This is a genomic window from Pseudomonas sp. GM60 (assembly GCF_000282415.1).
GTDB classification, from domain to species: domain Bacteria; phylum Pseudomonadota; class Gammaproteobacteria; order Pseudomonadales; family Pseudomonadaceae; genus Aquipseudomonas; species Aquipseudomonas migulae.
Map to the genome: position 1 here is coordinate 36,723 of NZ_AKJI01000090.1, position 25,675 is coordinate 62,397.

Here is a 25,675-nt window from a genome sequence, read left to right on the forward strand (position 1 = left end):
CAAAGTGAATGTCAGTGTTTGGCGACGGGTCTGGAGGACTTCTGCACCTGATCCCAGACGCGCAGGAAATTGCCGCCCCAGAGCTTGGCGATGTCGGCCTCGCTGTAACCGCGGCTGATCAGTTCGGCGGTCACGTTGCGTGCCTCGCTGACGTCTTTCCACCCGTTCAGGCCGCCACCGTCGTTGAAGTCGGAGCTGATGCCGACGTGATCGATGCCGATTTTTTTCACTGCGTAGTCGATGGCGTCGCCGTAATCCTTGAGGGTGGCCTTGGGTTCTTCATCGACAATGCCGTAGAGCTGACTGGCGTATTCGCCGAAACGCTGTTCCGACCACACGGTGATCACCGGGTCGCCCGGCATCAGCGCCATCTCCAGGCCTTGCAGCGGTTGCAGGTCGAAACGCGCACGCAGGGCGTTGAGTTTGTCCTGGGTGCCCTGGCTCAGCGGCTTGATGTAGGTCGGGAAGCCGACGATCTGCACCACGCCGCCGCTGTTCTTGATCAGCTGCATTTCGCTGTCGCTGAGGTTGCGCGGGATGTCCACCAGCGCCCGTGGCGCCGAGTGCGAGGCGACCATCGGTGCGCGGCTCAATTGGCTGACTTGTTCCAGGGCCTTGGTCGACATTTGCGACACATCGATGATGACCCCGAGGTCGTTCAGGCGATGCACCGCTTGCTTGCCCAGCTCTGACAGGCCGCCCAGCGCATCACGGGAATCATTGAAAAACGGCAGCGGCCGGGACGAATCGGCCCAGGCGTTGTTGCCCACGTAACTGAAACCGAACATGCGCATTCCGCGCGCGGCCCACTTATCCAGGGCATTGACGTCGTTGCCCAGCGGGTAGGCGTTGAGCATGCTGATGAACACGGCGAACTTGCCCTCGCCGTGCAGGCGTCGGAAATCGTCCGGGGTGTAGGCAATGGCCACCTGATTGGGGAAGTCGCGCACCAGGGTGGTGATGATTTTGTAGCGGGTCTCCTGCTCATGACGGGCTTCGTCGATGAACCCGGCGGTCGGGCGGTGCGGGGCGTTGTCGCCGTTCCAGATTTCGGGCCAGCCGAAAATGGTCAGCGCCGCGCCGGACAGGCGACCCCGCGCTGTCTTGACCAGGTCGAACTGGCCGCTGCCGTCCTTGTCGGCCTCGTTTTCGGCGGTGCCGAAATCCATGGGCACGGTGATGTGGCTGTCGAACGAGAGGATGCGTTCTTGCAGTTCATCGGCCTGTTTCATCACCGCGACCGGGTAGCCGGGGTTGTCGTTGAACCAGTAATCCCAGGCCGCAAACCCTGCCGCGCCAGCGATGGCCAGCGCCAGGGGCAGGCCAATGAAAAGAGCCTTTTTCGAACGAGGTTTTGTCATTGCCATCTCAGTCAGGTTCGCCGTCGAGGGTGCAGGCGCGGGGGCCTTTGCTATCTGGGGGGAACGAGTGGCCGAGTGGGAAATTTAGTGCGGATAATCCACTGTAGGAGCGAGCTTGCTCGCGATGGACGTAAACGATTACGCGAGTTTTCTGGATGAATGCGGCGCCTTTGAGTCCATCGCGAGCAAGCTCGCTCCTACAGAAAGCTTCTAAATTTGTCGGGGCAACAAACGTTCTAGCTTGGATAAAGCCTGCTCCATGGCTGACACAGGTAGGGCAATGACGATTTCTCGACGATGGTTCCTGGCGGGTCTGGCACTGACCGGCGCCGCCCTGCCTGCGGCGTATTACGGGCATCGCGAACTGACAAAACCGGACCCGACCATTACCCCCGGCGAAGCGTCATTCGACGTCGCGGATGTGGCCGGTCAGCGTTTGGCCAACACCTTGCAGGGCGTCTGGGACATTCGCTTCGAGGGGCGTGACGCGGGGCTCGACGGCTTGCCTCGCGAGGGCTTGCAACTGCTGCTCGACGTCGGTCACAAGGGCCGTGGGCTCAACGGTTTTCTCGATACTTTCGAGGCGCTACGTGCCGCACCGCCACCGCGCTATCGCGTCCTCGGCGATCTGGCCGGCGTAGATAACAAAGAGCTGAGCTGGCGCCTGATCGATTCCCGATCCCCGACCGGGACGCCGGACTACGAATTCACCTTCAAGCTGGACGAAGTCTGGGCCGCATTCGGCAATGCCGGCAGCGGCACCTTGAGTGGGCGTGTGCTGCGTCTGGATCGTCCGTTGGCCTTGACCGCCCAAGACAACCGTTTCGTCGCGGTCAAACAAGTGTTCCCTGAAGCGCGTGAGCGCACGGGCCTGGGCCCGGCATTGCTGGCGTGGCTGATTTCGCCCGAGCACCGCTTGTTCCATCAACTCTGGCACGCCTCCCGCGACAAATGGCACACCTTGTCCGAAGACAAGCGCAACGCCTTGCGCGGCATCGGCTGGCAGCCGGGGCTTCGGGACAAGGAGCGCGATGCGCGCGGGCCGCGCAAGGACCGCAATGGCTCGGGCATCGACTTTTTCTTCATGCACCGGCACATGCTCGGTACCGCGCGCTCTCTGCAAGACTTGCCGTCGTGGCAGCAGTTTCCGTTGCCGCAACCGGAGCTGGTGCGTGATCGCCAGGGCTTTGCCCGTTACTTCGACAACCACGACGGCACCGCTTTGCCGCCAGCCTGGCGCGCCGATGACGATGACGAATACTCGCAATGGGTGGCCGATCTCAAGACCGCCGAGACCTACCACAGCAATTTTCAGGTCTGGGAATCGCGATACCGTGACCCGCGTTACTTGTCGAAATTGACTTTGGGGCAGTTCGGTTCCGAGGTCGAACTCGGGCTGCATGACTGGCTGCACATGCGCTGGGCGTCGGTGCCCCGCGATCCGTCCAACGGCCAGCCTGTGCCGTTTGCGCGGGACACCGCGGACTTTTCCGCCCGTTGGTTCGCGGCGGAAAACGACTTTCTTGGCGACCCGTTTTCCTCCCATGTGAACCCGGTGTTCTGGCATTTCCATGGCTGGATCGATGACCGACTCGAAGACTGGTTCCGTGCGCACGAGCGCTTTCATCCGGGGGAAGTCCGTCGGCTGGAGGTCAATGGCGTGCCGTGGTTTGCGCCCGGTCGCTGGGTCGAGATCGACGATCCGTGGCTTGGCCCGAGCACCCACGGCTGCAACACCACGCCGGGGTTGCAGGCGGGCAAGTCGGTGGAAATGGACCCGGAAACCATGAAACTGGCGCTGCGGATTACCTTTGGTGAAGACGAGAAGAAGTTGGAGGATCTGTTCCGCAAGGTGCCGCAACGGCCTTGGTATGCGCGGAATTTGAAGGCCAAGCCGATTACGAGTTAATCAGGCCTACCGCGTTATCGTTCTTCGCGAGCAAGCCCGCTCCCACATTAGTCCTGCGTATACAGGTCCATTGTGGGAGCGGGCTTGCTCGCGAAGGCGGCCTCACAAACGTTGCAAATTACAAAACCTGCCACCCACCCCCAAGCGCCTTGTACAACGCAACACTCGCCTGCAACCTCGCCAACCGCAGCTGCACATTCAAATCCTGCGCGGCATACAGCGTGCGCTGGGTCTCCAGCACCGTCAGCAAATCCTCGGCCCCGGCCTGATAGCGGCTTTGCGCAATGTCGAAAGCCGTTTGCGCCTGATTCAATTCTTCACTTTGCCATTGGCGCTGGGTGTCCAGTCCGCGAATGCCGGTCAGGGCTTTTTCCACGTCGGCAAAGCCGTTGATGATCGCACCACGGTAGGTTTCCAGCAGCTCTTCCTGGCGCGCCGTGGCTTTGTCGCGTTCGGCGCTCAGGCGACCGTTGTTGAAAATCGGCGCGACCAATCCGGCGGTGAGGTTGTAGAACGGGCTGCGCAGCACATCGCTGAAGGTGTCGGCGCCAGAACCGATCTGGGCACTCAATGTCACGGTGGGCAGCATCTTCGCCCGGGCCACGGTCACATCGGCGCGTGCGGCTGCCAGCTGCGCTTCGGCGCGAGCGATGTCCGGGCGACGGTTGAGCAACTCGCTGGGCACGCCCGCACCGATGACCGGCCAACTGAGCTGGTCGAAGCGCTGATCGTCGAGCTTCAGTTCCTGAACCGGACGGCCGAGGAGGGCGGCGAGGGTGATCCGCGCTTCTTCGGCTTGTTGCTGCACCAGCGGCAACTGCCGTTGTTGCGCGGCCACCAGGCTTTTTTGCTGGGCCAGTTCCAGTGCCGTGGCAGAGCCTGAGTCGAAGCGGGTTTGTACCAGGTTCAAAACCTTCTGCGCGTTCGCCAGATTGAGCTGCGCGATACGGTGCTGTTCCTGCAATGACAACGCTTGCGCGTAGGTGCTGGCGACCGCGCTGAGCAGCGTCAACTCAACCGTATCGCGATCGAACTCACTGGCTCGCAGGCCGAATTGCGCACTGTCGCGGGAGGCGCGCTGGCCGCCCCAGAAATCGATTTCATAACTGGCGCTGAGGCTGGCGTCGAAGTAATCCACCGCCTTGTTGCTGTTGTCGGCGTCCAGTTGGCTGTAGCCGTTGCCGCGCATCAGCTTCTGGCGATTGGCATTCCCCGCGGCCTTCACTTCCGGCAACAGCGAACCGCCGGCGATCACGGTGGTGGCTTGCGCTTGACGCACTCGGGCCAGTGCGGCCGCCAGGTCATAACTGCCGACGCGGGCCTGTTCAATCAGTTGATCGAGCTGCGGGCTGCCAAAGTGCGTCCACCACTGGGCGTTCTGCATCAAGGCGTTTTCATGGTGTGCCGACTGCCAGGTGGGCGGCGGTTGCAGGCCGCTGTCCGGGCGCGGGTCCGGGTTGGCGCACGCGCTGAGCAACACGCAGAGGGTCAACAGGCTGAGTGGCGCTTTCATAGATCGATCATTCACTGGTAAGGGCCGTGACCGGGTCGAGCCGGGCAGCTTTGCGGGCCGGCATGAAGCCGAAGACAACACCGGTGACCAGGGCGCAGCCGAAGGCACCGAGTACCGCTATCAAAGAGAACGCGACGGCCACTTCGCTGAGAATCAGCACGCCGCCGACGATCAGCGCCAGGGCAATGCCGGCGAGGCCGCCGACCACCGAGAGCATCACCGCTTCGGTGAGGAACTGCCGCAGGATGTCGCGCTGACGGGCTCCGGTGGCCATGCGGATGCCGATCTCGCGGGTGCGTTCGCGCACAGTCATGAGCATGATGTTCATCACGCCAATCCCGCCCACCAACAGTGAAATCGCGGCGATCGAACCGAGCATCAGCGACAGGGTGTTTTGCGTGCGCGCTTCGGCCTGAATCATCGCCGCGTTGTTGGTCAGTTCGAAATCCTTTTTGCCGTCGTGCAGGCGCAACATCAACTGCTCGATGGCGGTTTCCGTCTCTTTGACCTTGCGTGCATCGGCCGCCGCGATGGCCACGTATTCGGGGTTGTGGGTGCCGAACAGTCGCACACTCGCGGCGGAATACGGGATGGCGATGCGGTCGTCGCTGTCGCTGTCGCCGGAGCTGGCACCTTTTTCCGCGAGCACGCCGACCACCTGGAAGGGCACGTTTTCGATCAGGATGTACTGGCCGATGGGGTTGGCCACGTCCTTGAGCAATTTGGTCCGCACCTTGTGCCCGATCACCGCGACGGCCGCCGCGTTGCGTTCATCGTCCTGGGTGAAATAGCTGCCTTCCACCACCGGCCAATTGAAGATCGCCGGGAAATTGGTGTCGTTGCCGCCGACGTAGCTCAAGTGGTCGAGGTTGCCGAAGCGCACCCCGGCCTCCTGGCCGTTGACCGGCATGATGCGCGTCACCTGCGGCAGGCTGCCGACCGCCGCGACGTCATCGAGGGTGATGATGCCCAGCGGTGTTCGCGGGTTCGGTGCCGAGCCGCTGAGGTAAATGATGTTCGAGCCGAACGCGCCCATCTGCGCCATCACCTGACGCTTGCTGCCTTCACCGACGGCCAGCATCACCACCACCGACGCGACGCCGATGATGATCCCGAGCAGGGTCAACGCGGTGCGAAACTTGTTGATCCACATCACCCGCCAGGCCGCGTGTACGGCGTCCACCAGTTCGCCTTTCCAGGCACCGGTGGCCTCCGCGCCTTCGCTCAGGCGCTTGCGCAAATCCACGGCTTGCAGGGCGCCGGGGTTGGCCGAGGTTTGTACGTCAGGGTTGTCGTGGGCGCTGTCGCTGATGATCAGCCCGTCGCGGATTTCGATGATGCGTTTGGCCCGGGCCGCGACTTCGCGGTCGTGGGTGATGAGGATCACCACGTGGCCCTGGCTCGCCAGTTCATCCAGCAGCGTCATCACCTCGGCGCCGCTGTGGCTGTCGAGGGCGCCGGTGGGTTCGTCGGCGAGGATGATGTGGCCGCCGTTCATCAAGGCGCGGGCGATGGATACGCGTTGTTGCTGGCCGCCGGAGAGTTGGTGCGGGCGGTTGCCGGTGCGTGAGGCGAGGCCGAGGCGGTCGAGCAGGGCGGCAGCGCGGGCATGGCGTTCGGCGGCCGGGGTGCCTGCGTAGATCGCCGGCATCTCGACGTTTTCCTGGGCCGAGCCGGACGGAATCAGGTGATAGCCCTGGAATACAAAACCGAAGGCTTCGCGGCGCAGCCAGGCCAGCTCATCGCTGTCGAGCCCGGCGACGTTTTCCCCGGCGAAGCGGTATTCGCCGGACGTCGGGCGGTCGAGGCAACCGAGGATGTTCATCAGCGTCGACTTGCCGGAACCCGACGCGCCAACAATCGCCACGAACTCCCCGGCATGGATCGACAGGTCGATGCCGCGCAGCACGTGAACTTCAGGTGAATCGCCGCCGCCGTAGGATTTGCGGATGTCCTGCAGGTCGATCAGGGGCGTCAGCATCTAGCCGCCACTCCCGTCGGCCGGGCCGATCAACAGGTGATCGCCATCCTGCAAGCCATCGAGGATTTGCACCCGCAGGCGGTCGCTGATGCCGGTGCGCACCTCGCGTTGCTCTATGCGGCCGTTTTTGGCGACGACCTGAGCGGTCTGGATGTTCGGTTGCGTGCCGCCTTGCAACGCAGCGATAGGCGCGGTGAGCACGTCTTTCGCCTGGTCGGACACGAAGAACACTTGTGTGGTCATTTCCGCCATCAGTGCGTTGTCGGCGTTATCGACGTCGAGCAGCACGGTGTACAGCACCACGCGAGCGCTGCCACTTTTGCTCGAACTGGTCGGGCTGCCACCGCCCTGGCTGGTCTGGTCCAGAGGCTTGGGCGGCACCGGCAGGATTTGCCGCACGGTGCTGCTCCAGCGCCGCTTGCCACCGCTGAGGGTGGTGAACCAGGCCGTCATGCCGGGTTTGACGTGACCGATGTCGGCTTCCGAGACTTCGGCCCAGACCGTCATCGGCGACAACTTGGCGATGCGCAGAATCAACGGTGTTTGCTGTTGCGCGTTGAGGGTCTGGCCGACCCGGGCGTCGAGTGCAACCACGGTGCCGGACATCGGCGCGTAAATGCGCGTGTAGCCGAGTTCGGCCTGATCGCTGCGCAGGCTGGCCTGGGCCTGGCGGATCTGCGCCTGGAACATGTCGATGCGTGCCTGGGTGGCGCGCAGTTCAGCCTGGGCAGTTTGCACGTCTTCTTCGCGAGTGGCGCCGCCGGCCTTGAGGTTCTGCTGGCGCTGGAACTTTTGCCGGGCCAGCTCGTGCTGTGCCCGTTGTTCCTCGAGTTGTGCCTTGAGGTTTTCCACGGAAAAACGCCCGGCGTCGAGTTTGGCCTGTTGCGTGGACGGATCGATTTCCACCAGCAACTGGCCTTCCTTGATCACGTCACCGACTTCCACATGGATCTTCTGGATCTGCCCGGACGCCTGCGCACCGACGTCCACGTAGCGTCGAGGTTGCAGGGTGCCCAGCGCCGTGACGCTGCTTTCGATGTCACCCCGACTGACTTGTACGGTGGCGAATTTGTCCCGGCCGGGCGGGATGACCTGCCAGGCAGCCACGGCGATAACGGGGATCAGACAAAGTGCTACAAGCAGGGCGCGTCGGGTGTGTCGGGGACGTTTCATGCAGGGTTCCGGCCAATGGATATCGGCCCGTCGCTCAGCCTGCGCACAAAATCCGGCAACAGTTGAACGCTGTCGGGAAGCCGACAGAGACGGGGAGCTGTCCTTTATACGAGGAAAGAGCCGAGGAATTTAGCTCTCGACACAACCCGACACAATCACCTTGTAGAGCGAGCTTGCTCGCGAAGGACGTTAACGATAACGCGCTTCTTCCTGACTAAACGCGTTGCTCTCAAGTCCTTCGCGAGCAGGCTCGCTCCTACAGGTTCGCGACTATTTGTCGGGCAAGATGAAGCAATACTTTAAATCTATATGAGAATTACTATAAATTACGCACCTCGAACTGCCACTATCGTGCCACTGCCCATTTCGGCGGTCGTTGCGGTGGCTCAAGGAAAGAAACCGCACCCCTGCGGCCGGGAGTCATGGTTGGAAAACTACTATCGCGAGCTGGTGTGTTTCCTCAACGCCAAGCTGGGCAACCGTCAGGTGGCCGAAGATGTGGTGCATGACGCTTATGTGCGGGTTCTGGAACGTTCCAGCGACACGCCGATCGAGCAGCCCCGGGCATTCCTTTATCGCACCGCGCTCAATCTGGTGATCGACGACCATCGGCGCAATGCCTTGCGTCAGGTCGAATCGCTGGAAGTGCTCGACAACGAAGAACGCTATTTCACCCCGTCCCCGCACAACAGCCTCGACCACGGCCAACGCCTGGAAATGCTCCAGCGTGCCCTGGCGGAATTGCCACGGCTGTGCCGCGAGAGTTTCCTGCTGCGCAAGATCGATGGCCTGTCGCACCCGGAAATCGCCGAACGCCTGGGGATTTCCCGGGCGCTGGTCGAGAAGCACATCGTCAATGCGATGAAGCATTGCCGCGTGCGGATGCGCCAGTGGGATGCCCACTGATCTTCTCCGGTGGGTAAAAAAACAATATTAAATTTTGTTTCATTGTCCTCGTTCCCTATCAACAGACGACCTGCTGTCCTGCTCAAGGCTGGTCAGGTCACTTAGGCTTACGCCCCACTGTTGAGGGGTTCATCCAGAGGACACTGGAAATGACACAGGCAATTGCATCGCCCATCGTTCACGACCTGATCGGCGTCGGTTTTGGCCCTTCGAACCTGGCGCTGGCCATCGCACTGCAAGAGCGCGGGCCGAGCCAGGGCGAGCTGGATGTACTGTTTCTCGACAAGCAGGCGGACTATCGCTGGCACGGCAACACCCTGGTGACCCAGAGCGAATTGCAGATTTCCTTCCTCAAGGACCTGGTGACCCTGCGCAATCCGACCAGCCCGTATTCCTTCGTCAACTACCTCAAGCACCACGGTCGTCTGGTGGATTTCATCAACCTTGGCACCTTCTATCCGTGCCGCATGGAATACAACGACTACCTGTGCTGGGTCGCCGGGCAATTCGCCGAGCAGAGCCGTTACGGCGAAGAGGTGCTGACCATCGAGCCGGTGCTGCACAACCAGCAGGTCGAAGCGTTGCGCGTGATCTCCCGCGATACCCAAGGCCAGCAACACGTGCGCACCGCTCGCTCGGTGGTGGTCAGTGCTGGCGGAACACCGCGCATTCCCGAAGCGTTCAAGGCGCTGAAGGATGACGGTCGGGTGTTCCATCATTCGCAGTACCTGGCGCAGATGGCCAAGCAGCCGTGCGTGAACAATCAACCGATGAGCATTGCGATCATCGGTGGCGGGCAGAGCGCGGCGGAAGCCTTCATCGATTTGAACGACAGCTTCCCGTCGGTGCAGGTCGACATGATCCTGCGCGGCTCGGCGCTGAAGCCGGCGGACGACAGCCCGTTCGTCAACGAAGTGTTCTCGCCGGAATTCACCGACCTGGTGTTCCAGCAGGCGAGCAGCGAGCGCGAGCGTCTGGTCAACGAGTACCACAACACCAACTATTCGGTGGTGGACATTGACCTGATCGAACGCATCTACGGGATCTTCTATCGCCAGAAAGTCTCGGGCATCGCCCGTCATGCGTTCCGCACCCTGACCACCATCGAAAAAGCCACCGCCACCGAGCGCGGCATTGAGCTGGCAGTGCGCAACAACGCCACCGGTGAAGTCACGGTTCGGCATTACGACGCGGTGGTACTGGCCACCGGTTACGAGCGTCAGATGCACCGCAAACTGCTGGCGCCGCTGGAGCAATACCTCGGTGATTTCGAGGTGGACCGCAACTACAAGCTGATCACCGACGAACGCTGCAAGGCCGGCATCTACATGCAGGGCTTCTGCCAGGCGAGCCATGGTTTGAGCGACACTCTGTTGTCGATCCTGCCGATTCGCGCGGATGAGATTGCCGGTTCGCTGTATGAGCATGGCAAGCACCGTGGGCATGGTCGTTCGGTGGTGGATTTGTTGTTGGCGACTGCCAGTTAAGGTATTCGGCGTCTGTCACGCCGCCATCGCCGGCAAGCCGGCTCCTACAGTTGATCGCATTCCCTTGTAGGAGCCGGCTTGCCGGCGATGGCGTCCTCAAAGACACCAAAAATGCCTAATCCTGAACCCTTCCTGAAGATCCCGGCAATTCCCCGACGACTTGCCAATGCATCGTTTACTCTCCAGAAATCGAGGCGTAAGCTTCGCGCGTTTTCATCAATAGCGGAGACCCACAGTGGGTACTTGTTCGAGTGACAGTAGTCGGCCGGTTTCGATAACCGGCAACAACCCGGCAAGATAACGCGCAACTTTTTGTGCCGTTGTCTCGCCTGATAGCGAGCAGCGGCATCCCGATCGCGGCCAGTTCTGGTCCGTGTCCCGACGTCCTCTCATCGACGCTGAACCGTGCGTGATGTTCGACTTTTTGTCGTCATCGCGGTGCACCGACACGCCTGCTGGAAGGTTTCCCGGCTGACCCTGGGGGAACTGCCATGAACCTGAACCTGCTCAAAGAATTCTTTGCCGGATTCCTGCGCACCCGTCACATCGCCCGACACTTCCGTCGCCTGGCGCTGCTGGAAACTTTCACCGACACCACGGTCAGCCGCGAGGTGCCGCCCACTTTGGCGCAAACCCTGGTGAGCGCCGCCAACAGCGACACCGGCCAACTGCTGCACAACCTCGGCAGCCACACCGATGGCCTGAGCGAAGCCGAAGCCGATGCGCTGCGCGTGCAATTCGGCCTCAACGAAGTCGAGCACGAGCAACCGCTGCCGTGGTGGACTCACCTGTGGCACTGCTACAAAAACCCGTTCAACCTGCTGCTGACATTGCTCGCGGTCATCTCGTGGCTGACCGAGGACATGAAAGCCGCCATCGTGATTTTCTCGATGGTGGTGCTCTCGACGTTGCTGCGCTTCTGGCAGGAAACCAAATCCAACCAGGCGGCCGACGCGCTCAAGGCGATGGTCAGCAACACCGCCACGGTGATGCGTCGTGATGCCCTGCGCACCGAAGTCCCCATCAAACAGCTGGTGCCGGGCGATCTGATCGTGCTCTCGGCCGGCGACATGATTCCCGCCGATTGCCGGGTGCTCAGCGCCAAGGACCTGTTCGTCAGCCAGGCGGCGATGACCGGCGAATCGATGCCGGTGGAAAAATTCCGCCACCAGCAGGACAGCGACACCAGCAATCCGCTGGATCTGGACAACATCCTGTTCATGGGCACCAACGTCGTGTCCGGCACGGCGATCGCGGTGATTCTGACCACGGGCAACAGCACCTATTTTGGCGCGCTGGCCCAGCGGGTCGGCGCCACCGATCGCGCGCCGACGTCGTTCCAGACCGGGGTCAACAAAGTCAGCTGGTTGCTGATCCGCTTCATGTTCGTGATGGCGCCGCTGGTGCTGTTCATCAATGGTTTCACCAAAGGCGACTGGACCGAAGCGCTGCTGTTCGCACTGTCGATTGCCGTGGGCCTGACCCCGGAAATGCTGCCGATGATCGTCACCTCGACGCTGGCGAAAGGTGCGGTGTTCCTGTCGCGCAAAAAAGTCATCGTCAAGCGCCTCGATGCGATCCAGAACTTCGGCGCCATGGACGTGCTGTGCACGGACAAGACCGGCACCCTGACCCAGGACAAAATCTTTCTGGCGCGCAACGTCGACGTCTGGGGCAACGACTCCGACGATGTGCTGGAAATGGCCTACCTCAACAGCTACTACCAGACCGGCCTGAAAAACCTGCTGGACGTGGCGGTGCTCGAACACGTCGAAATCCACCGCGAACTGAAAGTCGGCACGGCGTTTCACAAAGTCGACGAGATCCCGTTCGACTTCACCCGGCGGCGTATGTCGGTGGTGGTTGCCGAGCGCGGTCAACCGCATCTGTTGATCTGCAAAGGTGCGGTGGAAGAGGTGCTGGCGGTGTGCACGCGGGTGCGTCACGGCGAGCGCGATGAAGCACTGAGCGATGAACTGCTGACGCGGATTCGTCAGGTCACCGCCTCGTTCAATGCCGAGGGGCTGCGGGTGGTGGCGGTTGCCGCGCGGCCAATGATCGAGGGGCGCGACACTTACAGCCTGGCGGATGAGCAGGCACTGACGCTGATCGGCTACGTGGCGTTTCTCGATCCACCGAAGGAAAGCACTGCGCCGGCCTTGAAAGCGCTGGCCGCGCATGGCGTGGCAGTGAAAGTGCTGACCGGCGATAACGAACTGGTGACCGCGAAGATCTGCCGCGAAGTCGGCCTGGAGCAGCAAGGCCTGTTGATGGGCAACGACATCGAGCGCATGACCGACGCCGAACTGGCGGTGGCCGTGGAGACCACCAACGTCTTCGCCAAACTGACGCCGTCGCACAAGGAACGCATCGTCCGTCTGCTCAAGGGCAACGGCCATGTGGTCGGTTTCATGGGCGATGGCATCAACGACGCCCCTGCGCTACGCACCGCCGACATCGGTATTTCGGTGGACAGCGCCGTGGACATCGCCAAGGAAGCGGCGGACATCATCCTGCTGGAGAAAAGCCTGATGGTCCTGGAGGAGGGCGTGCTGGAAGGGCGGCGGACCTTCGCCAACATGCTCAAGTACATCAAGATGACCGCAAGTTCGAACTTCGGCAACGTGTTCTCGGTGCTGGTGGCCAGCGCGTTCATCCCGTTCCTGCCGATGCTGCCGATGCACCTGCTGGTGCAGAACCTGCTCTACGACATTTCGCAGATCGCCATTCCGTTCGATAACGTCGATGAAGAAATGCTCAAGCAACCGCAGCGCTGGCAACCGGCGGATGTCGGGCGCTTCATGCTGTTCTTCGGCCCGATCAGTTCGATTTTCGACATCACCACGTTTGCCTTGATGTGGTACGTGTTCGACGCCAATACCCCGGACCACCAGACCCTGTTCCAGTCCGGCTGGTTCGTGGTCGGGCTGCTGACCCAGACGCTGATCGTGCACATGATTCGCACGCCGAAGATTCCGTTCCTGCAAAGCCGCGCTGCCATGCCGCTGCTGGTGATGACCGGAATCATCATGGCCGTGGGGATCTTCCTGCCGATGGGACCCTTGGCGCACTACTTCAAATTGCAGGCGCTGCCGTCGCTGTACTTTGTGTTTTTGCCGGTGATTCTACTGGCGTACATGGCGCTCACCCAGGCGGTGAAGGGCTTCTACATCCGCCGGTTTGGCTGGCAGTAATGCTGCCAGATGTAGGAGTGAGCCTGCTCGCGATAGCGGTAGATCAGCCACTTTAATGTTGGATGTACCACCGTCATCGCGAGCCGGCTCACTCCCACAGGGGATCGTGTGTTTTTCAAAGGATTCATCATGCAAGCACTCAACAACATCAACCTGACCTCCCTGGTCGACACCCTGGTCAGCCTCAGCGCGGCCTTCATCCTCGGTGGCCTGATCGGCTTCGAGCGCCAATACCGCCAACGCACCGCCGGCCTGCGCACCAACGTGCTGGTCGCGGTGGGGGCGGCGATTTTCGTCGACATGGCCAACCGCCTCGGCGGGGCCGAAGGCGCGGTGCGGGTGGTCGCTTACGTGGTTTCCGGCATCGGCTTCCTCGGTGCCGGGGTGATCATGCGCGAAGAGGGCAACGTGCGTGGCCTCAACACCGCGGCAACGCTGTGGGCTTCGGCGGCGGTCGGTGCCTGCGCGGGGGCTGATCTGGTCCTGGAAGCCTTGCTCGGTACGCTGTTCGTACTTGCGGCCAATACCTTGCTGCGGCCGATCGTCAACAACATCAACCGTCAGCCGCTGGATGTGATTTCGGCTGAGGTCACCAACATCGTTTACGTGATTGCCCGCCGTTCCCAACAAAAAGCCGTGCTGGCGCTGCTGGAAGCGGAACTGGAGCGCAGCAATTACCCGGCGAGCGATGTTGATGTACACGCGTTCGGCGCAGATGAAATCGAAGTGGAGGCGACCCTCGCGACGACGTCTGTGGACGGCGACGAACTGGACGCGCTGGTGGCCCGGATTTCGACATCGACGCTGGTGGTGCAGGCATTCTGGAGTCCGAGTACGACGGAATAGCGTTGAATCCCCTCTGGCAACGGAATAAATGTCTCGGGTTTTAGGAATAGTCCTACAGAAAGCTCGTTGGCTCTTCCGTAGCCTTGCGGCCTCACGAATCTGAAACCCTCCTGGGGGCCCCGGTTGCCGAACAAAGCGTTACGTATCCTGATTGCCGACGAGCAGCATTTTCAGCGGATGAGAATCGAGCGCCTGTTCAACCGGCTCGATTATTACCGCGTGGCCCCCGTGCAAAACCTTGCCGAACTGTTGACCCTGACCGAGTACGGCGGTGTGTCTTTCGACCTGGTGGTCATCAATGCCGCGTTGGCGGACAGGGCACTGGACTTGCGCGACTTCTTCCTCGATCACCCACAGGTTCACCACGCCTTGATCTATGACGGGCCGCCGACCCCGGCTTGCGGGCAGCAAAAGGTTCAGGTGAGCGATGCTGCGTTACCCGATCTGGCGTGCATTCAACGGCTGATGGCGACCGTTGATCCTCAGCTACCGCTCGTCGGCACTGTCATTTCTGTCAGGTAGTCGGGCGCGTGTTTCCGTGCAAGAGTCTTCGCGCAGCTGCTGCGTGTAGCCGGGGTCCGACCCATGGACATTCAGTGTCCGATTGTCGTGTATTAGCACAGGGAGTTGCCATGAAGTCAGCGAAGTCAGCGCTGATAGCGGACGACCATCCGGTGGTTCGCGCTGCCGTCAAAATCCTGCTTAAACAGGAAGGGTTTCAACAGATTCACGAGGTGTCCAGCGGCAATGAGGTTTTGTCGATGATTCGTGAGCATCATCCGGATCTGGTGGTGCTTGACCTGGGTTTACCGGGACTCGACGGGCTGGATGTACTGAACCGGATCAAGGCCAGTGGTGTGCGCTGCCGGGTGTTGGTCTTCACTTCACAAGAGCCAAGGTTTTATCAGGATCGTTGCATGCGTGCCGGTGCTGCCGCGTACGTTTCCAAAACCAACGACCTGCAACATTTGCACAAGGCCGTGCACGCGGTGATGGCCGGTTACTCCTATTTCGCCAAGCTCGCCTCGAGCTCGGTGTCGCTGAGCACCTTGCAACGCAGCGAAAGGGAGATGATCGACAGTCTCTCCGACCGCGAACTGACCATCTTGTGTTACGTGGCCCAAGGTATGAGCAACAAGGAAATCGCCGAAATCACCAACCTGAGCCACAAGACCGTCAGCACCTACAAAACCCGTTTGATCGAAAAACTCAATGTGGAATCCAAGGTTCACTTGAGGGATTTCGCCAAACGTAATCATCTGATCTGAATGAGTGCGTTTCGACGATTTCGCCACCTGACCCACCTGGTATTGCTGGGGGGGCTCTGGATTTCCAGTGTCTGTGCACAACCGCAATCACTGACCCTGCTGGGACGCTCCAGCGTGGACGGCTACGACGTCAAACTGTCGGATGCCGATTCGCGTGTGCTACGGCAGAAAGGCCGGCTGGTGCTGGCCGTCTCGGCGCCGGATTATCCGCCCTTCGACATCACCACCACCGGCACCGACTACGAAGGGTTGACGGCTGACTATGCCGGGCTGCTCAAACAGCTATTGAACGTGGAAATCGATGTTCAGCGCTACGCATCGCGGGACGAGGCGGTGCGTGCGATCAAGGACGGTGCGGCTGACCTGTTGGGTACGGCTAACCGTTATGAGGTCGAGGATCCACAACTGCGGATGTCCAGTGCCTATGCCGATGATCAACCGGTGCTGGTCACGCGCACCGATTCATCCCTGCCACTGGACCCGGACCTTGCCGGTAAACGGCTGGCGATGCTGTACCACTATTTGCCCGAGCAGCAAGTGCAGGCTTTTTATCCCAAGGCGAATGTGCAGCTGTTCCCTTCGACGCTGGGCGCGGTGGGCGCCGTTGCGTTTGGTCAGTCGGACGCCTATTTGGGGGACGCCATCAGCGTCAATCACCTGATCAGTAAAAATTACCTCAACAACGTTCAACTGGCGGATTTTTCCCGTATGGAGTCCGGGCGTTTTGCGTTTGCGATGAACCTCGACAACCTCCAGTTGCAACGCATCGTCAACCGGGCGCTGGCGGCGATCCCGACCAATGAACGAATGAATATCCTGCGGCGATGGGGCGGTAGCGGGGCTTCCATTGCCGGCACGCAAGCCCTGCACTTCAGTGTCGCCGAGCAACGCTGGCTCGATGATCATCCACGCGTGCGAGTGGCGATCAACCAAAACCTCATGCCGATTTCCTTTGTCGATGACGGGGGCAATTACCGGGGCATCAGCATCGATGTGCTGGCGAAAATCAGTTTGCGTACAGGTTTGAAATTCGACATTCAGCCAACCCGGTCAGTGGCTGAATTGTTCGAGTGGATCAGGAGCGGTCATGTTGACGTGGTCGCCGGGATCAGCCCCAGCATTGAGCGTGAAACAGAACTGCGATTTACCCGGCCGTTTCTGACCAGCCCGAATGTGCTGGTGACCCGCATCGCATCCGACAGTCCGCGGACACTGGATGAAATGGCGGGCAAAAAACTGGCCATCACCCAGGGCAACAGTGCCGGCGAATTCATTCGCCAGCATTTTCCGCAGGTCGAACTGGTCACTGCGCCGTTGACCGCTGACGGGATGGAAATGGTCGCCGAGGGCAGGACGGACGGCGCCATCAACTCGTTGATCGGTGCCCGGATCATGATTTCCCGGCAATACCGCGACCGTCTGCAAGTGACCAGCACCGTCGGCACCGATCCGGCCCGCAGCACCCTGGCGACCGGTCGCGAGGCCGTTGAGCTGCATTCGATCCTGGACAAGGCGCTGCTGAGTATCTCCCCTGAAGAAATCGATGAAATGACCGGTTATTGGCGCAATGACCTGATGGTTGAACAGAGCTTCTGGCTGCGTCACCGGCAAGACATTCTCCAGGCCTTTGTCGGTGCCGGCGCCTTGCTGTTGCTGGCGCTGGCCTGGATCGCCTGGCAGCGCCGGCAAATCCGCCTGCGCCAGCAATTGCTCAGTCAATTGCAGGACGCCAAGGACGCGGCGGATGAGGCGAACCGTGCCAAGACCACGTTTCTGGCGACCATGAGCCATGAGATCCGCACGCCGATGAATGCGCTGCTTGGCATGCTCGAATTGGCGTTGAAGCGAGCGGATGAAGGCGTCACCGACCGGTCGGCAATCGAGGTGGCGGCCAATGCCGGGCAACAATTGCTGGCGTTGATTGGCGACATTCTGGACATCGCCCGCATCGAGTCCGGGCATTTGTCCCTGACGCCGGAACGGGCCAACCTGCGCAGGCTGGTCGAATCGGTGTGCCGGGTCTTTGAAGGTCTGGCCCGGCAGAAGAACCTGGAGTGGCGCGTCGACCTGGGTGAGCACAGCGACGCCGACGTGTTGATCGACCCCACGCGCTTCAAGCAGGTGCTGTCCAATCTGCTGAGCAACGCGATCAAGTTCACCGAAGAAGGTGAAGTGCGCCTGACGCTGCGGGTCGAGCCCCGTGCAGTCGGGCAACTGGCGGTCTCGGTGCGCATTGAAGACACGGGCATCGGTATCAGCGAGATCGATCGGCAGCGACTGTTCAGCCCGTTTGTGCAGGCGCAAAACAGCCAGCAAACAGGTCGAAACGGCTCAGGTCTGGGGCTGGTGATCAGCCGCACGTTGTGCGAAATGATGGGCGGGCAATTGCAGCTTGTCAGCGTGTTGGGGAAGGGCACGCGGATTGATGTCTGCCTGGATCTGCCCGCGTTGCAACCGTTGCCATCCAGCGAGTTACCTGACCGTGAGGAACAGGCGCAGACCCGGCCGCTGACCATTCTGGTGGTCGATGATTACCCGGCCAATCGATTGCTGCTCTCACGGCAGTTGAGCTACCTGGGCCACCGGGTGATGGACGCCGAGGACGGTCAGCAAGGTCTTGATCGATGGCGCGAGTATGAGTTTGATGTGCTGATTACTGACTGCAACATGCCGGTGCTCAGCGGTTATGAGTTGGCCGGGGCCGTCCGCGATGAAGAGCAGGCTCAGGGATTACAACCGATCCTGATTCTGGGGTTGACCGCCAATGCGCAGCCCGAGGAGAAGGCCCGTTGCCTGGAAGCGGGGATGGATGACTGCCTGTTCAAACCGATCCGCCTGGCGGATCTGGGCGCCTGGTTGGCGTCCAGGTTTGCCGATGGAGCGGTGCCGCCCCTCGAAACACCTTCAACCGCCGACATCGACTTGAGCGGTCTGGAGCGCTACGTCGGCGAGGACTACGAACTGATCAATCAACTGCTGAGTGACCTGGCCGCGACCAATCGCACGGATCGGGACGAGTTGCTCAAGGCCCATGCCAGTGGCGAACAGCATGCCCTGCGCACGTTGGCGCACCGCATCAAGGGCGGGGCGCTGATGGTGCGGGCGGTCAGTCTGATCGAATGCTGCGAGGACCTTGAGCGTGCCTGCGGTGATGGTCGTGCGGGGCTGATCGACGAAGCCGTCGATCAGTTGCAGCAGGCCATGACGCGCCTCGACCAACGCCTGGCGCAGGGCGACGCTTAATCCCAGTTTGGCGCGATGCCTTTGGGGCTGGTCAGGCGGTGGGCGCGTTCAAGGCCGGCGATCAACGCCATGTCGGCGTCGCTCAGGGTCAGGGCGCAGGCCTTGAGGTTGCTTTCAAGGTTGGCGCGTTTGGTGGACGACGGGATCACCACGTAACCCGATTGCATGGCCCAGGCCAGGGTGACTTGCGCAGGCGTTGCTTGCAGGCGCTCGGCAATCTGCTGGATAACCGGGTCTTTCAGCACTTCGCCGTACGCCAGGGTCATGTAGGAGGTGATCTGGATGTCCTGGCTTTGCGCGAATTCGACGACCTTGCGGTTTTGCAGGTACGGGTGCAGTTCGATCTGGTTGGTGGCGATGTGCTCGGCACCGATGGCGGCGATGGCTTGCTTCATCAGGTCGACGGTGAAGTTGGAGACGCCGATCTGCCGGGTCAATCCGAGTTTTTTGGCTTCGAGCAACGCGCCCATGAATTCTTCGACCGGCACCTGGTTTTCCGGCGATGGCCAGTGGATCAGCGTCAGGTCGAGGTAGTCGCTCTGCAGTTTTTGCAGGCTCTCTTTGAGGCTGTCGATCAAGCGGTCCTTGGCGAAGTTGGCGACCCAGATCTTGCTGGTGATGAACAGCTCTTCACGGGCAATGCCGCTGGCCGCGATGGCCTCGCCGACCTCGGCTTCGTTCTCGTAGATTTGCGCGGTATCGATGGCGCGATAGCCCAGTTCCAGGCCAGTGCTCACCGAATCAATGACCACCTGGCCTTGCAAGCGAAACGTACCAAGACCGAATGCGGGAATAGACATCAATGACTCCAGGGGTTGCAGTGGGAATGGGCACGAGTATCGGTGCCTGCATCCTTGAGAAAAACCGCTGGATGGGCAAAGCAATGTTTACCGCAAGTCATGAATCGTAAGGCAAGAGGATTCGCGGTGTTGCAACGGACGCCTTCGCGGGCAAGCCTCGCTCCTACAAAAGTGCGCCGCTCCCCCTGTAGGAGCGAGGCTTGCCCGCGAAGGCCGCGACTCGGTTTCGGATCTTATCCGCGAGCCTCAAGAATCATGCAAGTCGTCGACCCCGTCGCATACAACCGCCCATCCACATCATAAATCCGCCCCTCGGCCAGCGCCGTCGAACGCCCCAGGTGCACAATCTTGCCCTCGGCACGCACCGGTCCGCTGGCGCCGGTCAACGCGCGGACATAGCTGATGCGCAGATCCAGCGTCGTATACCCCTGGCCCTTTTTCAGCTGCGTATGAATCGCGCAGCCCATGCACGAATCCAGCAAGGTCGCCGCATAGCCGCCATGCACGCTGCCCAGCGGGTTGTAATGCCGGGCGTCCGGCGTGCCCTGGAAGATGAACAGCCCGGCCGACCATTCGATAGGGATGAAGTCCATCAGCGTGCCAATCGGCGGCGAGGGCAGTTCACCGTTGCCGATGCCCTCGAAGAACTCGGCCGGCGACAGAGCACTGACCTCGGCCAGCGACAGGCTGCCGGGCCCGGCCAGACGTGCGCGCATGGCGTCTTCCTGAACGATCCATTGGGCGAGGGTGGCTTCTCGGTTGGGGCTTTGCATATTCAGTGTCCTCGGACGGGCGCAGATATTATGGTTGTAATCTGCGCTGATATTATGTCCGAAATAAACACTCCGCCAGCCCCCACTCATCGGCCCTGTAGGAGCGAGCCTGCTCGCGATGGAGGTCAACGGTAACGCAGCCAGTCTGACGCCCCGCGGAGCTCTCACGTTTTTCGCGAGCAAGCTCGCTCCTACAGGTTCGTCCGTGTCGGCAAAAAAGGACTAGGCGATGTCGCTGTGGGTGAATTCCTCACCGAGAAAGTCAATCAACGTCCGTACCGACGGCAGTAACCCACGGCGAGAGGGGAAGATCGCATGGACGATCCCGCACTTGGGCGCCCAGCCCGGCACCAGTTCGACGAGGCGTCCGGCGGCAATGTCATCGCGCACCACCACGCTGGGCAGGTGCGCGACGCCAATCCCCGCGAGCACCGCGTGACGCAGGGCCAGCAAGTCATCGGTGACCATGCGCGGTGCGTGTCGAATCAGCGCGCTGGCGCCGTTCGCACCGAATAATTCCCACTGATATTCACGTTGCGCCGCGCCCCAATGCACGCTGGGCAAACCGCTGAGGTCGGCCGGGGAGGCGGGCGTCGATAAGCGTTCGGCAAAGGCCGGGCTGCCCACCAGGCATTGGGTGCTGTTTCCCAGCACCTTCATCACCATGTCGGTGTTTTCCAGTGGCGGAAAGCGCACGCGCAAGGCGATGTCGAAACCCTCGTGGATCAGATCGACCCGGCGGTTGGTGCTCTCGATGAACAACTCCACCAGCGGGTATTTGAGCATGTAGCGGGTCAGCATCGGCCCGACCCAGGAGTTGAGCAACGCGGTCGGGCAACTGATGCGCACCAGGCCCTGGGGTTCGGAGCGGTTGCGCTCGATCAGTTCGGCGGCGCTTTCCGCTTCCACGCGCATGGCCAGGCAGCGCTGGTAATAGGCCTGGCCGATTTCGGTCAGCGAACAATGCCGGCTGGTGCGGTGCAGCAGACGCACACCGAGGCGTTCTTCGAGTTCGGCGATGCGTCGGCTGAGCTTCGATTTGGGCATGTCCAGCGCTCGCCCGGCCGCAGCGAAACCCTGATGTTCCACCACTTGGGTGAAGTAGTAGAGGGTGTTGAGGTCTTCCACCATCGTTCTCCATATAGAACGCTAAGGCTGATTTTTGCAGTCTAGCGCACCAAAGGGTTCGGTTTTAAGCTTTGTCCATCGCGTCAAACCACAGATTTCGGAGGCAGCATGAAAAACATCATCGGCATCTACACCAGCCCACGGACCCATTGGGTCGGCGACGGTTTTCCGGTTCGTACGCTGTTTTCCTACGACAACCTGGGCAAACACATCAGCCCGTTTTTGCTGCTGGATCACGCCGGCCCTGCTGAGTTCACCCCGACCACCGAGCGTCGTGGCGTTGGTCAGCATCCGCACCGCGGTTTCGAAACCGTGACTATCGTTTATAAGGGCGAACTGGAGCACCGCGACTCCACCGGCAGCGGCGGCAAGATCGGCCCGGGCGATGTGCAATGGATGACCGCCGCCTCGGGGATTCTCCACGAAGAGTTCCACTCCGAAGGCTTCGCCAAAACCGGCGGCACCCTGGAAATGGTCCAACTGTGGGTCAACCTGCCGGCCAAAGACAAAATGGCCGACGCCGGTTACCAGACGATTCTCGACGGCGACATTCCGAGCATTCCGCTCAAGGACGAGGCCGGCAGCCTGCGCCTGATCGCCGGCGAATTCGACGGCTACACCGGCCCGGCGCGGACATTCACCCCGGTCGATGTCTGGGACTTGCGCCTCAACGGCGGCAAGTTGCTGACCCTCGATCTGCATGACGGTCGCAACACTGCACTGGTGGTGCTGCGTGGCACGGTTCAGGTCAACGGCCTGGAGCTAGTGCGCGAAGGGCAGTTGGCGTTGTTCGAACGCAATGGCCATCAGATCAGTCTGGAAGCCAATAACGACGCCGTCGTGTTGCTGCTCAGCGGCGAGCCAATCGACGAACCGATTGTCGGCCACGGCCCGTTCGTGATGAACAGCGAGCAGGAAATCCACCAGGCCTTTGCTGACTTCCAGTCCGGTCGGTTCGGCCGGATGCACGGTTAACCCTACAGGTTCAACAACCCGCTCTACACAGGATGCGTAGGCCGGTTCCGGGGCCAGGGATGGCTGTTGCCTGAAATAAAGAGGAGACGCACATGAGTACCGTCAACGCGGCCAACTTCAATGGCCAAAAACCTACCATCGATCCCAACGACAGCGCGATGCTGTTGATCGACCACCAGAGCGGATTGTTCCAGATCGTCAAGGACATGGACGTACCGCAACTGCGCGCCAACGCCATTGCCCTGGCCAAAGCCGCGACACTGCTGAAGATGCCGGTGATCACCACCGCTTCCGTACCGCAAGGACCGAACGGACCGTTGATTCCGGAAATTCACGAAGCCGCGCCGCATGCTCAATACGTGGCGCGCAAAGGTGAAATCAACGCCTGGGACAATGCCGAGTTTCACGCGGCAGTCAAAGCCACCGGCAAGAAAACCCTGGTGATCGCCGGCACCCTGACCAGCGTATGCCTGGCGTTCCCGTCCATTGCGGCGGTGCATGAAGGCTACAAAGTGTTTGCTGTGGTCGATGCTTCCGGCAACCACTCGAAACTGGCCACTGATCTGACGATTGCCCGTTTGGCACAAGCCGGGGTGGTGCCGATCGACATCATGGCTACGCTCTCTGAGCTGCAAGGCTCGTGGAACCGTCCGGACGCCGAGCAGTGGGCGGCTGTCTACGCCCAGGCCATGCCGCATTATCAATTGCTGATCGAGAGTTACCTCAAGGCCCAGCAAGTGGCGAACGAACACGAAGTGCTGGATTCCCAGCGCTAACCGAGTACCCCACGCCGATTTCCACTCGGCATCGATAACACGCGAGGACTACTGAAATGACTACTTCTTACAAACGTCTCGACAAGGATAACGCCGCCGTTCTGTTGGTGGATCATCAGGCGGGCCTGCTGTCTCTGGTGCGGGACATCGAACCGGACCGTTTCAAGAACAACGTGCTGGCCCTGGCCGACCTGGCCAAGTACTTCAAATTGCCGACCATCCTCACCACCAGTTTCGAAACCGGCCCCAACGGCCCGCTGGTGCCCGAGCTCAAAGCGCTGTTTCCAGATGCGCCTTACATTGCCCGTCCTGGCCAGATCAACGCCTGGGACAACGAAGACTTTGTCAAGGCGATCAAGGCCACCGGCAAGAAGCAACTGATCATCGCCGGCGTGGTGACCGAGGTGTGCGTGGCATTCCCGGCGCTGTCGGCACTGGCGGAAGGTTTTGACGTGTTTGTGGTGACGGACGCTTCCGGCACGTTCAACGAGCTGACCCGTCAATCGGCCTGGGACCGCATGTCGTCCTCCGGCGCGCAACTGATGACCTGGTTCGGCCTGGCCTGCGAGCTGCATCGCGACTGGCGCAACGACGTGGAAGGCCTGGCGACCCTGTTCTCCAACCACATCCCGGACTACCGCAACCTGATGACCAGCTACAACACGCTGACCAATAGCAAATAATCACTGACACACATCACCCCTGTAGGAGCCGGCTTGCTGGCGATAGCGGTAGAGCAGTCAACAATTGAGTGACTGTCAGACCGCCATCGCCAGCAAGCCGGCTCCTACAGGTTTTTGTGTTGTTCTCAAGCCTGCGTTTGCTCCTACACTGTGCCCATCCGTACATGGCTGGAGTTGCTTGATGCTGTCACTGCTTACCAATCACCCGCTGGTCTGTGCCCTGATCCTGATCATCATCGATCTGGGGCTGTGGCGCTTGATCAGTGCCAGTGGCAGCAACTGGAAACTGTTGGTGCGGCTGCTGATTTTCACGTTGTTCAGCATCCTGTTGTTCAACGAAGGCCTGAACCCTCTGGAGCCTGCGCCCTGGGCGGACAACGTGCCGTTGCACCTGGCGGCGACCGGTTTGCAGATTGGCTGGTGGCTGTTCGGCGCGCGCACCCTGACGGTGTTGATCGGCGCGGGGATGATGCAACGGGTCGGGCACACCGGTCGTCTGCTCCAGGATTTGCTGGGCGCGGTGATTTTCCTGATCGCGATCATCGCGGCTCTGGCGTATGTGCTCGACCTGCCGGTCAAAGGCGTGCTGGCGACGTCCGGCGCGTTGGCGATCATCGTCGGCCTGGCGTTGCAAAGCACCCTCAGCGACGTGTTCTCGGGGATCGTCCTCAACACCACCAAACCCTATCAACTGGATGACTGGATCTCCATCGACGGCACCGAAGGTCGGGTCACCGACATCGATTGGCGCGCCACGCGCCTGCAAACGTCCCAGGGCAGCATGGCGGTGATCCCCAACTCGCTGGCGGCCAAGGCCAAGATCATCAACTTCAGCCGGCCGAGCGATATTTTCGGCGTGTCGATCAGCTTGCAGTTGAGCCCGCACGCACGTCCGCAAACGGTGATCGATGCGCTGGAACGGGCGATGGAGGGATGCCGATACCTGCTGGCCAAGCCGGCGCCGTGTGTCGCGCTCAAAGGTTCGAGCGCCACCGGCGTGGAGTACGAAATCAGCGGCTTCGTAGTCTCGATGGACCAGAAGCGCATGGTGCGCAATCTGCTGTTCGATCTGGCGTTCCGGCACTTGCAAGCGTCGGGCGTGAGCCTGTTGTCCAGCGTCGAATCGAATACACCGGTGAACCTGTCGCGGCCACGGGCGTTGCTGGAAAGCTCGGCGATCTTCTCGACTTTGCGTCAGGAGGAGAAAGAAACCTTCAGCCAGCACATGACCCTGCAAAACTTCCGCGCCGGGGAAATGATCCTGCCGGCGGGGGAGGTCAGCGATCATCTGTTCATCATCGAATCCGGCGTGGTCTCGGTGGCGCTGAGCCGCGCCGGGGGCAAATTCGAATCCGGGCGCATGGGGCCGGGCGAGGTGATCGGCGAGGGCGGGATCTTGTCGGACACGGCGCTGCCGGCGGACTTCAGCGCCAAGACCGCCTGCAGCCTGTACCGGATCGAAAAGGACTACCTCAAACCGTGCCTGGATGCGCGGCATGACATCGGCGAAGCGATGAAGGCGTTGCTGGATTTCCGTTTGCACAAGGCACAGACGTTGACCCAGGAAACGCCGAAGGTGGTGGAGAAGAAGGGGTTTTTGCAGTGGTTGCGCAGTCGGGCTTAGTGGTTGGTGTTGGATGGCCGCTTCGCGGTTCGCGA

General features: G+C 61.0%; 19 protein-coding genes. 12 read left to right on the plus strand and 7 right to left on the minus strand.

The features are described 5' to 3' along the window. Positions 1 to 11: 11 nt before the first annotated feature. On the minus strand, positions 12 to 1,361 hold the full coding sequence (pvdM, locus tag PMI32_RS07875) for a pyoverdine-tailoring dipeptidase-like protein PvdM (protein ID WP_008032325.1): 1,350 nt from the start codon (positions 1,359 to 1,361) through the stop codon (positions 12 to 14). Positions 1,362 to 1,641: 280 nt separating this feature from the next. On the opposite strand from pvdM, the gene pvdP reads away from it, so the two are divergent. Further along, the gene (gene pvdP, locus PMI32_RS07870; protein ID WP_008032327.1) at positions 1,642 to 3,270 is read left to right on the plus strand and encodes a pyoverdine maturation tyrosinase PvdP; all 1,629 of its coding nucleotides are present in this window, start codon (positions 1,642 to 1,644) and stop codon (positions 3,268 to 3,270) included. Positions 3,271 to 3,388: 118 nt separating this feature from the next. On the opposite strand, the gene PMI32_RS07865 is transcribed toward pvdP, so the two are convergent. Genes PMI32_RS07865 through PMI32_RS07855 form a run of 3 tightly spaced genes read right to left on the minus strand, consistent with a single transcriptional unit; the run spans position 3,389 to position 7,937 of the window. Beyond that, on the minus strand, positions 3,389 to 4,783 hold the full coding sequence (locus PMI32_RS07865; protein WP_008032329.1) for an efflux transporter outer membrane subunit: 1,395 nt from the start codon (positions 4,781 to 4,783) through the stop codon (positions 3,389 to 3,391). A 7-nt stretch (positions 4,784 to 4,790) separates the two neighbouring features. Further along, the gene (locus PMI32_RS07860) at positions 4,791 to 6,764 is read right to left on the minus strand and encodes a MacB family efflux pump subunit (RefSeq protein WP_008032330.1); all 1,974 of its coding nucleotides are present in this window, start codon (positions 6,762 to 6,764) and stop codon (positions 4,791 to 4,793) included. After that, the gene (locus PMI32_RS07855) at positions 6,765 to 7,937 is read right to left on the minus strand and encodes an efflux RND transporter periplasmic adaptor subunit (protein WP_008032333.1); all 1,173 of its coding nucleotides are present in this window, start codon (positions 7,935 to 7,937) and stop codon (positions 6,765 to 6,767) included. It lies immediately after the preceding gene. Between the two features lie 426 nt (positions 7,938 to 8,363). Here PMI32_RS07855 and PMI32_RS07850 point away from each other — a divergent pair, with 426 nt between their 5' ends. From PMI32_RS07850 to PMI32_RS07820, 7 genes are all read left to right on the plus strand, one after another. Next, a complete protein-coding gene (locus PMI32_RS07850; RefSeq protein WP_008032335.1) occupies positions 8,364 to 8,843 on the plus strand; it encodes a sigma-70 family RNA polymerase sigma factor in 480 nt (159 codons plus the stop codon). A 149-nt stretch (positions 8,844 to 8,992) separates the two neighbouring features. Further along, positions 8,993 to 10,330: a lysine N(6)-hydroxylase/L-ornithine N(5)-oxygenase family protein gene (locus PMI32_RS07845; RefSeq protein WP_008032337.1), complete on the plus strand. Its 1,338-nt coding sequence runs from the start codon at positions 8,993 to 8,995 to the stop codon at positions 10,328 to 10,330. A gap of 491 nt (positions 10,331 to 10,821) precedes the next feature. Further along, entirely contained in the window at positions 10,822 to 13,524 is a 2,703-nt protein-coding gene (gene mgtA / locus PMI32_RS07840; RefSeq protein ID WP_008032339.1) for a magnesium-translocating P-type ATPase, read from the plus strand. Between the two features lie 129 nt (positions 13,525 to 13,653). Then, entirely contained in the window at positions 13,654 to 14,370 is a 717-nt protein-coding gene (locus tag PMI32_RS07835; RefSeq protein ID WP_008032341.1) for an MgtC/SapB family protein, read from the plus strand. Positions 14,371 to 14,493: 123 nt separating this feature from the next. Next, positions 14,494 to 14,892, plus strand: coding sequence for an ANTAR domain-containing protein (locus tag PMI32_RS07830; RefSeq protein ID WP_032829021.1), 399 nt, complete (start codon positions 14,494 to 14,496; stop codon positions 14,890 to 14,892). A 110-nt stretch (positions 14,893 to 15,002) separates the two neighbouring features. Then, positions 15,003 to 15,638, plus strand: a complete 636-nt coding sequence (locus tag PMI32_RS07825) for a response regulator transcription factor (RefSeq protein WP_008032346.1) — start codon at positions 15,003 to 15,005, stop codon at positions 15,636 to 15,638. Further along, complete coding sequence (locus tag PMI32_RS07820; protein WP_008032348.1) at positions 15,639 to 18,881, plus strand: transporter substrate-binding domain-containing protein; 3,243 nt, start codon at positions 15,639 to 15,641, stop codon at positions 18,879 to 18,881. It abuts the gene before it with no gap. Here PMI32_RS07820 and dkgB read toward each other — a convergent pair. The 3 genes from dkgB to PMI32_RS07805 form a co-directional block, all read right to left on the minus strand. Then, entirely contained in the window at positions 18,878 to 19,681 is an 804-nt protein-coding gene (dkgB, locus tag PMI32_RS07815) for a 2,5-didehydrogluconate reductase DkgB (RefSeq protein ID WP_008032350.1), read from the minus strand. The two genes, PMI32_RS07820 and dkgB, sit on opposite strands and share 4 nt — an antisense overlap. A 233-nt stretch (positions 19,682 to 19,914) precedes the next feature. After that, positions 19,915 to 20,454 carry a PaaI family thioesterase gene (locus PMI32_RS07810; protein WP_008032351.1) on the minus strand — a complete coding sequence of 180 codons (540 nt, stop codon included), beginning with the start codon at positions 20,452 to 20,454 and terminating at the stop codon, positions 19,915 to 19,917. Positions 20,455 to 20,676: 222 nt separating this feature from the next. Continuing rightward, the gene (locus PMI32_RS07805) at positions 20,677 to 21,585 is read right to left on the minus strand and encodes a LysR substrate-binding domain-containing protein (RefSeq protein ID WP_008032353.1); all 909 of its coding nucleotides are present in this window, start codon (positions 21,583 to 21,585) and stop codon (positions 20,677 to 20,679) included. A gap of 105 nt (positions 21,586 to 21,690) precedes the next feature. Between PMI32_RS07805 and PMI32_RS07800 the strand changes: the two genes are divergently transcribed. The 4 genes from PMI32_RS07800 (at position 21,691) to PMI32_RS07785 (ending at position 25,640) form a co-directional block, all read left to right on the plus strand. Then, positions 21,691 to 22,557: a pirin family protein gene (locus PMI32_RS07800; RefSeq protein WP_008032354.1), complete on the plus strand. Its 867-nt coding sequence runs from the start codon at positions 21,691 to 21,693 to the stop codon at positions 22,555 to 22,557. Positions 22,558 to 22,649: 92 nt separating this feature from the next. After that, positions 22,650 to 23,333: an isochorismatase family protein gene (locus PMI32_RS07795; RefSeq protein ID WP_008032355.1), complete on the plus strand. Its 684-nt coding sequence runs from the start codon at positions 22,650 to 22,652 to the stop codon at positions 23,331 to 23,333. 56 nt (positions 23,334 to 23,389) lie between these two features. After that, a complete protein-coding gene (ycaC, locus tag PMI32_RS07790) occupies positions 23,390 to 24,016 on the plus strand; it encodes an isochorismate family cysteine hydrolase YcaC (RefSeq protein WP_008032356.1) in 627 nt (208 codons plus the stop codon). Between the two features lie 181 nt (positions 24,017 to 24,197). Next, positions 24,198 to 25,640 (plus strand): mechanosensitive ion channel domain-containing protein, encoded by a 1,443-nt coding sequence (locus tag PMI32_RS07785; RefSeq protein ID WP_008032357.1) that lies wholly within the window; start codon positions 24,198 to 24,200, stop codon positions 25,638 to 25,640. The last annotated feature ends 35 nt before the right edge of the window (positions 25,641 to 25,675 follow it).

Bases quoted from the DNA above. Each gene is read 5' to 3' on its own strand.
- PMI32_RS07810 (WP_008032351.1), bottom strand. From the start codon at position 20,454: ATGCAAAGCCCCAACCGAGAAGCCACCCTCGCCCAATGGATCGTTCAG.
- PMI32_RS07805 (WP_008032353.1), bottom strand. From the start codon at position 21,585: ATGGTGGAAGACCTCAACACCCTCTACTACTTCACCCAAGTGGTGGAA.
- mgtA (WP_008032339.1), top strand. From the start codon at position 10,822: ATGAACCTGAACCTGCTCAAAGAATTCTTTGCCGGATTCCTGCGCACC.
- PMI32_RS07865 (WP_008032329.1), bottom strand. From the start codon at position 4,783: ATGAAAGCGCCACTCAGCCTGTTGACCCTCTGCGTGTTGCTCAGCGCG.
- dkgB (WP_008032350.1), bottom strand. From the start codon at position 19,681: ATGTCTATTCCCGCATTCGGTCTTGGTACGTTTCGCTTGCAAGGCCAG.
- PMI32_RS07795 (WP_008032355.1), top strand. From the start codon at position 22,650: ATGAGTACCGTCAACGCGGCCAACTTCAATGGCCAAAAACCTACCATC.
- PMI32_RS07860 (WP_008032330.1), bottom strand. From the start codon at position 6,764: ATGCTGACGCCCCTGATCGACCTGCAGGACATCCGCAAATCCTACGGC.
- pvdM (WP_008032325.1), bottom strand. From the start codon at position 1,361: ATGACAAAACCTCGTTCGAAAAAGGCTCTTTTCATTGGCCTGCCCCTG.
- PMI32_RS07800 (WP_008032354.1), top strand. From the start codon at position 21,691: ATGAAAAACATCATCGGCATCTACACCAGCCCACGGACCCATTGGGTC.
- PMI32_RS07835 (WP_008032341.1), top strand. From the start codon at position 13,654: ATGCAAGCACTCAACAACATCAACCTGACCTCCCTGGTCGACACCCTG.
- PMI32_RS07855 (WP_008032333.1), bottom strand. From the start codon at position 7,937: ATGAAACGTCCCCGACACACCCGACGCGCCCTGCTTGTAGCACTTTGT.
- ycaC (WP_008032356.1), top strand. From the start codon at position 23,390: ATGACTACTTCTTACAAACGTCTCGACAAGGATAACGCCGCCGTTCTG.
- PMI32_RS07845 (WP_008032337.1), top strand. From the start codon at position 8,993: ATGACACAGGCAATTGCATCGCCCATCGTTCACGACCTGATCGGCGTC.
- PMI32_RS07825 (WP_008032346.1), top strand. From the start codon at position 15,003: ATGAAGTCAGCGAAGTCAGCGCTGATAGCGGACGACCATCCGGTGGTT.
- PMI32_RS07820 (WP_008032348.1), top strand. From the start codon at position 15,639: ATGAGTGCGTTTCGACGATTTCGCCACCTGACCCACCTGGTATTGCTG.
- PMI32_RS07785 (WP_008032357.1), top strand. From the start codon at position 24,198: ATGCTGTCACTGCTTACCAATCACCCGCTGGTCTGTGCCCTGATCCTG.
- pvdP (WP_008032327.1), top strand. From the start codon at position 1,642: ATGACGATTTCTCGACGATGGTTCCTGGCGGGTCTGGCACTGACCGGC.